This window comes from Rheinheimera soli (assembly GCF_031457405.1).
Classification (GTDB): domain Bacteria; phylum Pseudomonadota; class Gammaproteobacteria; order Enterobacterales; family Alteromonadaceae; genus Pararheinheimera; species Pararheinheimera soli_A.
Window position 1 is genome coordinate 23,058 of record NZ_JAVDWR010000010.1, and the last position, 12,622, is coordinate 35,679.

Annotated in this window: 11 protein-coding genes; 10 read left to right on the plus strand and 1 reads right to left on the minus strand. The window is 45.9% G+C overall.

Features of this window, described 5'->3' with window-relative positions; translation table 11 throughout:
- Positions 1-7: 7 nt before the first annotated feature.
- From J2W69_RS14010 to J2W69_RS14045, 8 genes are read left to right on the plus strand one after another with little or no spacing between them, the layout of a single operon-like run.
- On the plus strand, positions 8-703 hold the full coding sequence (locus J2W69_RS14010; RefSeq protein ID WP_310279575.1) for an ABC transporter ATP-binding protein: 696 nt from the start codon (positions 8-10) through the stop codon (positions 701-703).
- Between the two features lies 1 nt (position 704).
- Complete coding sequence (locus J2W69_RS14015; RefSeq protein ID WP_310279579.1) at positions 705-2,021, plus strand: ABC transporter permease; 1,317 nt, start codon at positions 705-707, stop codon at positions 2,019-2,021.
- Positions 2,022-2,031: 10 nt separating this feature from the next.
- Positions 2,032-3,213, plus strand: coding sequence for an ABC transporter permease (locus J2W69_RS14020; RefSeq protein ID WP_310279581.1), 1,182 nt, complete (start codon positions 2,032-2,034; stop codon positions 3,211-3,213).
- Between the two features lie 3 nt (positions 3,214-3,216).
- Positions 3,217-4,551, plus strand: a complete 1,335-nt coding sequence (locus tag J2W69_RS14025) for a sigma-54-dependent transcriptional regulator (protein ID WP_310279583.1) — start codon at positions 3,217-3,219, stop codon at positions 4,549-4,551.
- Between the two features lie 6 nt (positions 4,552-4,557).
- A complete protein-coding gene (locus tag J2W69_RS14030; RefSeq protein ID WP_310279587.1) occupies positions 4,558-5,871 on the plus strand; it encodes a sensor histidine kinase in 1,314 nt (437 codons plus the stop codon).
- Complete coding sequence (locus tag J2W69_RS14035) at positions 5,868-6,950, plus strand: LacI family DNA-binding transcriptional regulator (protein ID WP_300928187.1); 1,083 nt, start codon at positions 5,868-5,870, stop codon at positions 6,948-6,950. The genes J2W69_RS14030 and J2W69_RS14035 overlap by 4 nt, the downstream gene beginning before the upstream one ends.
- A 41-nt stretch (positions 6,951-6,991) precedes the next feature.
- A complete protein-coding gene (locus J2W69_RS14040) occupies positions 6,992-7,831 on the plus strand; it encodes an endonuclease/exonuclease/phosphatase family protein (protein WP_310279589.1) in 840 nt (279 codons plus the stop codon).
- A 54-nt stretch (positions 7,832-7,885) separates the two neighbouring features.
- Positions 7,886-8,701, plus strand: a complete 816-nt coding sequence (locus J2W69_RS14045) for a c-type cytochrome (RefSeq protein WP_310279591.1) — start codon at positions 7,886-7,888, stop codon at positions 8,699-8,701.
- A 279-nt stretch (positions 8,702-8,980) separates the two neighbouring features.
- Here the strand turns inward: J2W69_RS14045 and J2W69_RS14050 are convergent, their stop codons facing one another.
- Positions 8,981-11,245: a winged helix-turn-helix domain-containing protein gene (locus tag J2W69_RS14050; protein WP_310279593.1), complete on the minus strand. Its 2,265-nt coding sequence runs from the start codon at positions 11,243-11,245 to the stop codon at positions 8,981-8,983.
- Positions 11,246-11,465: 220 nt separating this feature from the next.
- On the opposite strand from J2W69_RS14050, the gene J2W69_RS14055 reads away from it, so the two are divergent.
- Both J2W69_RS14055 and J2W69_RS14060 read left to right on the plus strand, forming a co-directional pair.
- Positions 11,466-11,591 (plus strand): hypothetical protein, encoded by a 126-nt coding sequence (locus tag J2W69_RS14055; protein WP_310279596.1) that lies wholly within the window; start codon positions 11,466-11,468, stop codon positions 11,589-11,591.
- Between the two features lie 38 nt (positions 11,592-11,629).
- Positions 11,630-12,523, plus strand: a complete 894-nt coding sequence (locus J2W69_RS14060; RefSeq protein ID WP_310279735.1) for a hypothetical protein — start codon at positions 11,630-11,632, stop codon at positions 12,521-12,523.
- The last annotated feature ends 99 nt before the right edge of the window (positions 12,524-12,622 follow it).

A 12,622-nucleotide genomic window follows, 5' to 3' on the forward strand; every position in this document is an offset into this window, starting at 1 on the left:
GAAAACTATGATTAAAATTAATAATTTAAGCAAAATTTTCCGCACAGATCTAATTGAAACTCATGCACTTAGACAAATTAACCTGCAAGTGAATGAAGGCGAGTTTGCTGCTTTAACAGGCCCTTCAGGTTCAGGTAAATCCACCTTGCTCAATGTGCTTGGTACTTTGGAAAGTTTTGATCAGGGCGATTATTTGCTGGATGGACGTTCGGTGAAAGGCTTGTCTGACCGTGAATTGTCAGCTCTTCGAAATGAAAAAATAGGCTTTATTTTTCAAGGTTTTAACCTGATTAAAGATTTTAGCTTGTACGACAATATTGAACTGCCACTGCGTTATCGTGGTTTTAGTTCAGCCGAACGTAAACGTCGGGTAGAGCAGTCCTTAGAAACTGTAGGTTTAGCAGCTCGACGCGACTATCACCCAAGTCAGCTTTCTGGTGGTCAGCAACAGCGTGTGGCTATAGCCCGTGCTATTGCAGGTGAACCCCGTATATTGCTGGCGGATGAACCTACAGGAAACCTTGACTCGTTAATGGCCCGTCAGGTGATGGAACTACTGGAAAAAATTAACCAGCAAGGTTGTACCATTTTAATGGTGACGCACGACCCGGATCAGGCCCGCCGCGCCAATCGGCATATTCAAATTGTGGACGGTCAGCTCAATGACTCCAGTATGTACGAACCTTTAGCAGCAGGAGCTTAAGATGGAAGCCTTAGTTCATAACCTGAAGCTGAGCTGGCACAGCATTAAAAGAGCCCCTCTGCCTTATGCCTTAACTCTGCTGATTTTAAGTTTAGGTTTAGGCACCTTTTTCAGTAACGCCACTTTGTATTACTGGATGAATCGCGACCCAATACCAGAAAAAAGCCAGATGCTTTTTATGGCGCGGATGAATTCGACACCGGGTGATTGCACCGACTGTTTTGAGCCACCGAGAGTGATAAGTTATATGGATGTGCAAAAAATGAGTGGCAGCGGCATTACCTCTGCCGAAGCCGCTATGTACTCCAGCAACGCTTATGCCAAAACTTTGGAAAACCAGCAGGCTACGCCCAGTCAGGTGGAATTGCGTGTGACCCAGCGCGACTTTTTTAAATTGTTTAATGTACCCTTTTTACAGGGTGAAGCCTGGCCTGATAATAAAGCCCGGATGGAAGTGGTGATTAGCAAAAATACCGCCATTAAATTTTTTGGCCGTACTGAAGTGGTAGGGCAAGATATGCTGATTGATGATCAGTTGTATAAAGTCATTGGGGTATTGGATGACTGGAGCATGTTGCCACGTTTATATGATGTCAATGGTCGCCGTTCGGCTGAGCCTGTCGAGGATATTTATATTCCGCTGGAAACCGCTTACGATTTAGCTATTCAGTCTAATACTCAAAATTCATTCTTTGATGTGGACTGGGATGGCGATATGGCCACCTACCCACAAATGGCCAGAACCAACTTTGTGAACCAATTACAGTTTTGGGTGCAATTGGATAGCCCGGAAAAAGTTCAGCAGTATCAACAGTATCTGAAAAACCTGGTACAGGATGAAAAAGCAGCAGGCCGTCATACCAGACCTGAAAGCAACAAGCTGGACAATATTCTGAATGTGCAAAAAGCCTTACGTGCAACCAATGATCAACTGGATGCTTTTGCTTTGGTTGCTTCATTATTTCTGCTGGTTTGTGTGGTCAACGCCAGCCACTTGTCACTGAACCGTTATATGGCCAACCAGTATGAATTTAGTTTACGCCGTGCTTTAGGTGCCAGTCGCTGGCAGCTGCAAAGCCAGATTATGGCCGATGTGTTGTTAAGTTCTGCTTTAGCTTTTGCCGCAGCCCTGCTGTTTGCTCAGCTTGGTTTATGGACTATTAATTCGTTATTACCTGGAACCCGCGCTTTGGCCAGTTGGGATTGGCAGATGTTGGGTGTGATGGCGCTGTTTGTGCTGCTGATCAGCTATCTGGTGACCTTGTATCCGGCATTCAAAACTTCATTTAGTCCGCTAAATCAACAGCTAAAACAATAAGGAGAGCATCATGTCTGTATTTTTAATAGTTAAATCCTTATTGCGTCGCAAAGTGGTGACTGCTTTATTACTGTTACAGCTGGCCGTCACTTTAGGTTTAGTGGTGAACTCCTTGTTATTGGCAAGTGCTGCAAAAGAACTGGTCGATCAACCTACGGGGTTGGCTTTAGAGCAAATTCTGACTGTATGGGTCAAGCCAACCAGCAAAACACTGCGCCTTCAGCCCGCCTTAACAGAGGTGATTTCACGACAGTTGACTGCGGTCAGACAAATACCGGGCGTGGAAGCTGCAGACTTTGTTAATCAGATCCCGTTGCGGCAAGGTGGCTCAAACTGGAATATTTTCGAACGAGACCGTCAAGACGAAAGTAATGTGGATTCAGTGCCTTACTACTACAGCTCAGAGCAAATTTTTCAGGTACTTGGTGTTCAATTAATCACAGGCCGTTTATTAACCCAACAGGACTGGGGGATTGATAATATTCTGCTGACTGAAAAGCTGGCTAAACAACTGTTTGCTGAACAAAACCCGGTAGGTAAAGTGACCAACAATGGCACTGTGGTCGGGGTGGTGTCGGACTTTTATTCACAGCGTTACGCCAGCCATCCATTTTATGGTCAGATTATATTTGGTCCTCTTCACAGAGCTGAACAAGGTTATCAATTAATCGTCAGAGTCGCGCCAGGCCAATCTGAAGCTGTGCGCAAACAATTAGCCGAAGTGATCAGAAATGCTGAACCCGAAATAGATATTGGCACTGTACTGCGGATGGACGAAAACCGTGACGACGTATTCCGCTCTGAAATTGGTTTAGCCACCTTATTAGCTGTGTTAAGTGGTTTGATGTTACTGGTTGCGATGATTTCTGCCTACAGTCACGCTCATTTTCATGCGCTGCAAATGCAAAAAGAAGTGGGCATCAAAAGAGCTTTAGGGGCCAGTAAAGCCCGTGTTTTGCTGGATGTATTAAGTGAAAGTTGGCTGACCACAGCCATAGGGGCTGGTTTTGGTATTCTGGTCTGTTACGGTTTAAACATCAGTCTGGCTAAAGTCATTAGCATACCTGCAGTACCAGTCTGGCTGCCGCTGCTGACTATGCTGCTACTGCTGCTTTGTGTCACGCTGGCCACATGGTATCCTGCCAGAATAGCAACACGGATATCTCCGGCCACAGCAACTAAGACCTTATAAATAATGAAAAAAATACTGGTCATCGATGATAACGAGGCGGTCTGTACAGCCCTGATGACCCTGTTTCAGTTGCAGGGGTATCAGGTGTTTATGGCGCAGCAGCCCGGTGTTGCCAAAAGCATTTTGCAGCAGCAATCTATTGATCTGATTTTGCAGGATATGAACTTTGCTCAGGGTGAAATGAGTGGTGTTCAGGGCAAAGAGCTGTTTTATCAGTTGCGCTCTGATTACCCGGCCATTCCCGTCGTGCTGCTAACAGCCTGGACTCATCTGGATATGGTGGTGGAACTGGTGAAAGCCGGTGCCACCGACTATATCGCCAAACCATGGGACGATCAGCGTTTGCTGACCACTGTTGCCAACACACTAAAAATCAAACAACTGACCGAACAAAACTTAAAGGCAGAGCGCAAACAGCAGGAAAGGTTAGGTTTGTTTGCCGGTAAAGATTTATGCGGCTTAGTCTTTGCCAGTACTGCTATGGAGCAACTGCTGCAAATGGCATTGCAACTGGCTCCAAGTAACGCCGCAGTATTGATTACCGGGGAAAATGGTTCTGGCAAAGAAGGCATAGCTCAAGTACTGCATGCCAATTCCAGCCGTAAACAGCAGCCTTTGATTAAAGTAAATATGGGCGCTTTACCGGCCGATTTAATGGAAGCCGAACTCTTTGGTGCCGAAGCCGGTGCCTACAGCGGCGCGACTAAAACCCGTATTGGCCGCTTTGAAGCTGCAGACGGTGGCACTTTATTTCTGGATGAAATAGGTAACTTGTCGTTATCTGGCCAAATGAAGTTATTGCGGGTGTTGCAAACCGGTGAGTTTGAACGTTTAGGCTCCAGTCAAACCCGCAAAGTGGATGTGCGTATTATCAGTGCGACCAATGCTGATTTAAGCCATGCCATTAATGCAGGGCATTTCCGCCAGGATTTGTATTACCGGATCAATGTGGTACAGCTGCATTTACCAGCCCTGAAAGACAGAGTGGATGATATTGTGCCTTTGGCGCGGCATTTTCTAGCAGGTCAAAAAAGCCTGACTAAAAAAGCCGAACAGGCGCTGCAAAGTTACAGCTGGCCGGGCAATGTGCGTGAGCTGCAAAATTTATGTCAGCGCGCTTTATTGCTGACCTTGGCCGATGAAATTGATGCTGGCGATTTGGGCTTGCCTCAGGAGCAAAGTGCAGTTAAAAAAACGCTGGATGATTTGGATAAACAGCAGATAGAGCAGGCGCTGCAGCAGGCTCAGGGTGTGGTAGCCCGGGCAGCTAAACAATTGGGTATTAGCCGGCAGGCGCTGTACCGGAGAATGGAGTTTTATGGCATTGAACCAGTGTAAGAGCTTATGCAGCTGATCCGGCGTTTATATTTGCTGGTGCTGGCCTTAGTTGTGCCGGCTTTTTTGTTGTTGTCTTATCTGGAGGCTGAACCGCTCTGGTATGGGCTATTTTTGGGGTTTGATCTGCTGATCATCTTCGTCTTGCACTGGGCACTTAAACCGCTGCTGCAGGAAATTGAAGCGTTGAATTTACATGCTCAGAACTTGCAGGACGGCAGTTTTAACGTCGATGCCAACCGCCATCTTTTACGTGAACTTAAGCCTTTAGCTGAAGTATTGCAGCAAATGTCTGCACAATTACGGCAAGAACGCGCCACTTTGTATCAACGTGAACTGCTGCTTGATACGGTTTTACAATCCAGCCCCAGCGCTATGGTGTTAACCGATCAAAGCGGCAGGGTGCTGATGAGCAATCCGGCAGCGCGTGTCTTATTACATCAGGGCCGCAAGTTTGAAGGTTTACTGTTTTCTGAACTGACGGCAGAGCTGCCCGAACTGGCTTTGGCTATTGAAAGTGGACAACAAGGGTTATTGCATCTGGGCGAACCTGCCTCGATTTGGCATTTGTCTGTTAGTTTTTTCTCGCTGAACCAAAAATCGCATCAGTTGTATCTGTTAAAACCTATGACCCGTGAAATCCATCGTGAAGAAGTGAAAGCCTGGAAAAAACTGCTGCGGGTGATAGGGCATGAACTAAATAATACGCTGGCGCCTTTATCATCCCTTGCCTATTCCGGCCAGTTAGTGGCGACAGAGCTGCAGCATAAACAGCTGCAACAAATTTTTCAGACCATCAGTGAGCGCCAGCAGCATCTGAATCAGTTTTTACAGTCTTATATCCAATTTGCCAAATTGCCGACTCCCGCCTTGGCACCAGTGCACTGGGCCAGGCTGATTAATCAGTTACAGGATCAATACGAGTTTGAGCTGGAGGGCGATTTACCACAGCGTATCTGGTTGGCGGACTCATTGCAGTTGTCGCAGTTGCTGTTGAATGTACTGAAAAATGCGCATGAATCTGGATCTGACCCCCAGTTGATCAAGCTAAGTTTTACCGAATTGCCGGATCAACTGCTTGTTCATATTCAGGACGCAGGCGGCGGCATGACAAGCGAAGCCTTAGCCCATGCCATGGTGCCTTTTTATACCAGCAAGGAGAATGGGTCGGGCATTGGTTTAACCTTGTGCCGGGATATAGCTGAAGCTCATGGCGGCAGTTTAAGCCTGCAAAATCAGGGCGCGGGCTTATTGGTCAGCCTGATACTTCCTGCTACTGTCCCTGCCTCTGGTGCTGGCAATTCTGTGACTGAACAGGCATGATAAAGCCTGAACTAAAACAGGGTGTTATAGCTGTGTCGGCAATAGAAAAACCAAAAAAATTAAATCTGAAAACCGTGGCTTCTTATCTGGGGGTTTCGGTCGCTACTGTCTCCAATGCCTATAACAGACCTGATCAACTTTCCCCTGAATTACGCCAGCGTATTTTGCAGCAATGCACTGAACTGGGCTACGACGGCCCTAATGCCGCAGCCCGCAGTTTGCGTACAGGCCGCTCTGGCATAGTGGCGGTTTTATTGTCTGACACCCTGGAATATTCAGTCAGCGACCCTGTTGCCAATCAATTTATCAAAGGGGTGGCCGAAGTGCTGCAGGAGCATGGCATGGATATGCTGTTGTTATCCGGCCGCCACAACACCAGTAGCAGCAGTGCTGAAGCAGTGCCTGACGCTTTTATTTTGTATGGTGCGCCGAGTAACCCTGAGCAATTGAACCGCATTGTTAAAAGTGGCAAGCCGTTAATCACAGTCGACTGCAATCTGGATAATGTAGTGTCGGTCAACGTCGATAACTACGCTGCAGCCCATCGTATTGCCGAACATGCCTTTGCTAAAATGCAGGGCAAAGTGGCGGTGCTGGGTTTGCGCTTAATTGAATCGGACCGGGTCTGCCGTATTCAGCCGCATGAGCTGTACAGCACAGAACAAGCCATTTCCCGCCGCCGTTTGGACGGTTATTTAGCTGCTGCTATAGAACAAGGCCGCGATTTACCCGCAGATGCGGTCTGGCATATTCCATTGAATACCCACAATTTTGCTCTAGTGGCAGCCCGTGAAGCTTTAACTCAATTTCCACGACCTCAAGTGCTGCTTTGTATGAGTGACCGTATTGCCTTGGCTGCTATGGCGGTGGCGCGTGAGCTGGGCATTAAAATACCGCAAGATTTAGTAGTGGTAGGTTTTGATGGCATTGAAGAGGCTGAACGTTTTTATCCCAGCCTGACCACTATTGCCCAGCATAGCGACGAAAAAGGCCGCACTGCAGCCCGTATGCTGCTGTCCGGTGATTTGGCTGCAGATTTACTAATGCCTTCAGAATTAATAATTCGGCAAAGTTGTTAGGTTAGTTTTGTAGCTTCTTTGCACTTGAACAGGCTCACTGTATGAAATTTTTGCTGCTTATGTTATCCCTGCTGGTTTTACCTGGGCTGGCACAAGCCGAACAACTAAAACTAATGAGCTACAACATTCGTTGTGGTTTATGTGAAGCGCAAGGTACACCGCAGTACTGGCCTGAACGTAAGTTTTTACTGGCGCATTTAATTCAGACTCAACAACCAGATTTGATTGGGCTGCAAGAGGCTGAACTGTTTCAGGTGCATGATTTAGTGGCTATGTTGCCGCAGTATCAATGGTATGCAAAAGGCCGGGACGACGGTAAAACCAAAGGCGAAAGCACTGCTGTGCTCTATCGCAAAGACAAATTACAGCTGCTGTCGGCAAAAACCTTATGGTTGTCTGAAACGCCAGAACAAGTGTCAAAAGGCTGGGATGCAAACCTGAACCGCACTTTTACCAAAACTCAGTTTAAAGAGTTGAAATCCGGTCAGAGTTTTTATTTTCTGAACACTCATTTTGACCATATGGGGAAACAGGCTCAATTGCAAAGCGCTTTGCTGCTAAAAGCCGAAGTGGACAAATTACCAAAGCAGAGCAAAGTGCTGCTGACAGGGGATTTTAATGTAGAGCCTGATAGTGCGCCTTATCTGGCTTTGAGTAAAGTTTTGCATGACAGTGCTTTGGTGGCTAAAGATAAGCTTTCCAAAAATGTTGGCACTTTTAATGGATTTGGCCGAGAGCCAGATAGCCCCAGCCAAACCATAGATTTTATTTTTGTAAGTAAAAACCTGCAGGTGCAAAGTTATCAGGTGGATAACAGAAGATACAACGGCTTGTATCCTTCTGATCATGAAGCGCTGGTGGCTGTGGTAGAGCTAGACTGAATTCGGACAATTCAGCACAGTATCTTTTTATCAACAGAGCAGGCAGGAGCAGCCATGAACAGACTTTTGGCATCGGTGTTATTTTTGCTATGTGGTGTTTTATCTTCACCTCTTTATGCCCAAAGTCTGGATATTCAGCTGCCTGATCAAAAGCTGCGCTGGAGTCTTCTGGACATCAAACAAAAAGTACCAGTACAGCAAATCAAGTTATTTGACCCTGTCTACAACAGCGAAAAAAGCTTTGAAGGCGTGTCTTTACTGCAACTGTTAAAAGCTGCAGGTTATAAGCTGGGTCAGGCTGCCGATGAAGTAGTGCTGACGGCTTCTGATGGCTATGCGCCCACTATGCCGCTTGAATTTCTGCTGGACGACCAGGCTGTGCTGGTATTTGCCGAAACGGGTAAAAAAGATTTTGACTTTGAGCCCGTAGCCCAGGGTAAAGCTATGGTGTCACCAGCGCCATTTTATTTAGTCTGGAAACAAGGCAAAGCAGTCGAAAAAACCAGACCCTGGCCTTATCAACTGGTGAAATTAGAGTTGGTCAGTTTCCAGCAACGTTACCCCAAGCTATATCCAACCAATGCAGAGCAAAACTCAGCGGCCTATCAGGGCTTTTTACTGTTTAAGCAAAGCTGCATCAGCTGTCATTCCATTAACCTGCAAGGCGGCGATTTAGGCCCGGAGCTGAATGCGCCAAAAAACATCACCGAATATTGGACTGACGATCACTTAAAAGCCTTTATCCCGAATGCCTCTGGTTACAGATACAAAAGCAAAATGCCGACTTTCCCGCAGTTTAGTGCAGAGGATATCGACCATCTGGTCGCTTATTTAAAGCATATGAAGGATTATAAAATTCAGTTGCCTTAGGGTTGTTCTCTCAGACACGCCGTAAATACGTCCATGTAGTCTTGCCTTTCGCTATCCCTGCGAAAGGCGGTCTGCTTAGAACTATACCCATCCTCGCTTTTGTGGAGTTTGGTTTTGTGCGTGAAACGACCATTGACTGCGACAATGGGGGAAGGTCACTGCGGTATAGGTCTTACGGTTCTTTTTAGTTGCCATAGACACTTCGTTCTGTGATTTTACTCACTTAGCGCGGTGCACTGAACTACTGGATCAGATTACGTTGAGAGGCTGAAAGCAAAACTAATCAGCCAAAATAAGTTCAGCCACTTCCTTTTTAGCGCTAATACGAATGGTAGCTAAAATGTCGGTTTGATTCATGCCTGTTAAATAATCAAGGGTTTTAGGTGTATTGCCGAGGATCTCAAATCTATCCTCGTTAAGATCATAAGACCACAATTGAAACTCTTCATTGATCCCATAAATTAGATTACCCTTTATTATGAATCGCTTGTTATTTCCCTGATTGTCTAGTGATTCGATCAGTTGGTCTTCGGCAGGACCTGGCCGCCAAAAGCGGTCCATATGATCGGTGTAAATCAATTGTCCATCTGCACTTTTAAGTGCCCAGTTGATTTGTCTGTCCGTTATTACTTTTAACCCGGAGTTATTGAGGTTGAACTCAGCAAACTTTACCGTTCCTTTGATGCGCACAAGCAATAAGGCAGTATTGTCTTCACTATTCCATTGGAAAAGTTGCTCAACACGGTGGGCGAATGGAAAGGATTTTTGGTTTGAATCCAGGTCTATCTGGGTGAGTACATTATTAACATTGGCTAAAATGCTCTTGCCATCAGCAGCCCAATTCAGACCATGAATATAGGTATCTATCGGAAAATGGGATAGTTGCTGTGAGCCATTGCCATCGGTTAGCCAAATTTGGTCATTGCCGGAACGTCCAGATCTAAAAGCGATTAACTCACCATTTGGCTGAAAAATGGCGTCGTCTTCTTTCAGCGTCGAGCGTTCTTTTATGGTGAACTCTAGTGTCGGGTAAATATTATTTTCTGTTGTTTGAGTTTGCGCTAAAGGATAGTTTTTTATTGGTGACAAGGATATAGTCGCGATATCACTATCCCAGTTTCCCTTTGTCACCAGCATTCGTTTACCGTCTGGATGAAATGTCGGCTCGTGGATTGGTTGCACAAGCGGGAAACTAATATTGGTTATTTTCCCCTTATAAGAAAGAGTGAAGAGTTGTCTGCCAGTGCTAAAAATAAGCTGATCACTTGCTGGCGTAAACTTTGGATAGATAAACCTTAAATTCGATATTTCTGGCGGATATTCGATACGATGACTGGATAAAACCTGACCTTCAGGTTTGAGTATTTCAATATAGCTCTGGCCATCCTGGTGGATACTGGTCAGGGCGATGAGATCGTCTCTGACTGAGTAGGCAAGGCTAATCAAGCTACCCTTTTCCGGCGAGTATATGACCGTACTTTTGTTGTCCGCTATCGAATAGCTGGCTAATTCCCTACCGTTAGAAAACTCCTGAAACATAACGACGTTATTATTGTTCAGCCACACAGGGCTGGCTATTTTTGAATTTTTACACTCCATGAATACGCTCGGAGATTGAGGCGCTGCAAGTGCTTTTTCAAAATCCAGGCTCATTAGTTTATAGCATTCCTTCTGAGTGATGGGTTTGTTGCAGTTGTCAGCTTCAATAAAAACCAGTTTTTTTCCATCTTTAGAAAAACTATGGCTGCTGTAGGAACCCAGGTTTTTAGTCAGTTGGATTTCTTGCTGGGTTTTGGTGTTTTTCGCCCAGATGGTACCAATGGTACAAACCTCAACTGAATAGCGCTGGAAAACAATGTATTCACCGTCAGGCGAATAGATAGCGCTATGTTCTTTGTTGTCAGTGGCTGTTAATGAGCGTAACTCGCCAAAGGACAATTTAAACGGTTGTGTTGGTGAAATGTAGTTAACAGCGATAATTCCAAGAATAATAACTGCAGCAAAAATACACATTAGTCTTAAAGTGGCACTCGCCGATGTTGTGTTCCTGGTGTGCTTAAGATGGGCGCTATCAATATTGATGTTATCTGAAGTTGCATGATCAGCATCGGCCCGGGTGACTATAGCTGCTTGATGCTCATCACTTGCTGAGTATTTGGCTACAGACAGGTTTATATCTGTTTTTGCAAAGGGATCCTCTCCAATGAGCGCTCCCGACCCGGTTTTCTCCTGCCACCGAACCTCAACCTCCAGGCTATATCCCTGTTTGGCATGGGTTTTAATATAGGACTGATGTTGACGGTCTTCTTCCAGAACTTTTCTTAATTGGGCGATGCTTCGTTGCAGGGTATTGGGGGTGACCACAGTGTCTGGCCATACTTCTGCTAATAACTCATTCTGACTAACGACTCTATTGGCATTTTTAGCAAGATAGGTGAGCACCGCCAAAGCTTTAGGAGGAATAGTCTGAGAATACATTTTTTGGGTGATTTGATTGCGGGTTAAATCGATAAAAAAATCACCTACCCAATATTGTGTCGCCATGGTTGCGCTTTCCAAAATGAAAGTTGATGTGAAAAGTGAGCCAGAGTAAGAGGACCCATACTAACATAAGCTATGAACTACTATCCAAGGTTTGTAACTGCATGATAATTAATAAAATATTGGCCGTCAGCATAACGTCATGTAGAAGTCAGTTGGACGTCAGGCATTTTGTTTTTTATTCCTATAAATTCACATTCTTGCTGAGTTTCGAAAAGAGCCTTTGACGCTATTTGGCATTTTACCAGTGAGGGATTTACCTACGACTCAGGAAAATGCCGACGGTAAACCCAGTGTAGTGGCAACACTTTACGTACTGAGTAAAGTCAAAGGTTGTACCTCCACATAAATGTGAGATAACAAACTGAATTAAAGGAAAAATAAGTGATGGATCGTATTTGTATGTTCGTTATTTTGCTATTTTCTATACTCACTATGAGTAGCAAAAGTTATAGCCAAGATGAATTTCCTGTACTCAAAGGTCCTTACCTGGGGCAAACACCACCGGGTTTAACCGCCAAGCCCTTTGCTGCCGGCATTGTGAATACAGAAGAATGGGGGGACGCTGGTGGTTTCTCCCCAGACATGAACGAGTTTTTTGTCACCAGATGGAAACACTCTCGTGACGCCAGAGAACCGGAATCTGTCATTTTTAGAAAGGCGGGCGATCAGTGGCAGAAGATAGCGGTGCCGGCTGAAGAGCGCAGACCCTTTTACGCCCCAGACGGCAAAACCCTGCATTATGGTGCCAACTATAAGCAGCGCACAGCTGACGGTTGGTCAGAGCTGAAAAGCCTTGGTCCTGCTTTTGAAGCAATACAAATTATGAGCCTTGCTGCCTCAGCCAAAGGTACCTTAGTTCTGGACGAGAGAGGCAGTTCAGCCGGTGATGGAATTCTTCGGTATTCAAGGCTGGTGAGTGGCAAATGGCAAGACCCGAAGCCGCTCCCGAAGGAGATCAATACCGGCATATGGAATGCCCATCCATACATCGCCCCTGACGAGAGCTACCTGATGTGGGACGGTGAAAGAGAGAGCGGGTACGGCGATGCTGATCTCTATATCAGTTTCCGCCAGAAAGATGACTCCTGGGGTGAAGCTATTAATCTGGGGGACAAGGTAAATACAGCAGCTGAAGAGAGGGGCGCACAGGTCACACCTGACGGTAAATATCTCTTGTTCAATAGAATGGTGCCAAATGCAAACGGCAAGGCGGGCACTCAATCCGATTTATACTGGATTGATGCGCAGATCATAGAAGACCTAAGGCCCAAAGAATAATCCATCTAACAATCGCAGACAGTGCGACGCCAAAAGATGGCGCGCCTTCTGTGGGCGTTGAGGCAGCAGAAAAATAGTACCTCAGGGTCAGGCACAAAA

Excerpts from the sequence above, each read along its gene's own strand:
- J2W69_RS14010 (WP_310279575.1), top strand. The coding sequence starts at position 8 with ATGATTAAAATTAATAATTTAAGCAAAATTTTCCGCACAGATCTAATT.
- J2W69_RS14015 (WP_310279579.1), top strand. The coding sequence starts at position 705 with ATGGAAGCCTTAGTTCATAACCTGAAGCTGAGCTGGCACAGCATTAAA.
- J2W69_RS14020 (WP_310279581.1), top strand. The coding sequence starts at position 2,032 with ATGTCTGTATTTTTAATAGTTAAATCCTTATTGCGTCGCAAAGTGGTG.
- J2W69_RS14025 (WP_310279583.1), top strand. The coding sequence starts at position 3,217 with ATGAAAAAAATACTGGTCATCGATGATAACGAGGCGGTCTGTACAGCC.
- J2W69_RS14030 (WP_310279587.1), top strand. The coding sequence starts at position 4,558 with ATGCAGCTGATCCGGCGTTTATATTTGCTGGTGCTGGCCTTAGTTGTG.
- J2W69_RS14035 (WP_300928187.1), top strand. The coding sequence starts at position 5,868 with ATGATAAAGCCTGAACTAAAACAGGGTGTTATAGCTGTGTCGGCAATA.
- J2W69_RS14040 (WP_310279589.1), top strand. The coding sequence starts at position 6,992 with ATGAAATTTTTGCTGCTTATGTTATCCCTGCTGGTTTTACCTGGGCTG.
- J2W69_RS14045 (WP_310279591.1), top strand. The coding sequence starts at position 7,886 with ATGAACAGACTTTTGGCATCGGTGTTATTTTTGCTATGTGGTGTTTTA.
- J2W69_RS14050 (WP_310279593.1), bottom strand. The coding sequence starts at position 11,245 with ATGGCGACACAATATTGGGTAGGTGATTTTTTTATCGATTTAACCCGC.
- J2W69_RS14060 (WP_310279735.1), top strand. The coding sequence starts at position 11,630 with ATGGATCGTATTTGTATGTTCGTTATTTTGCTATTTTCTATACTCACT.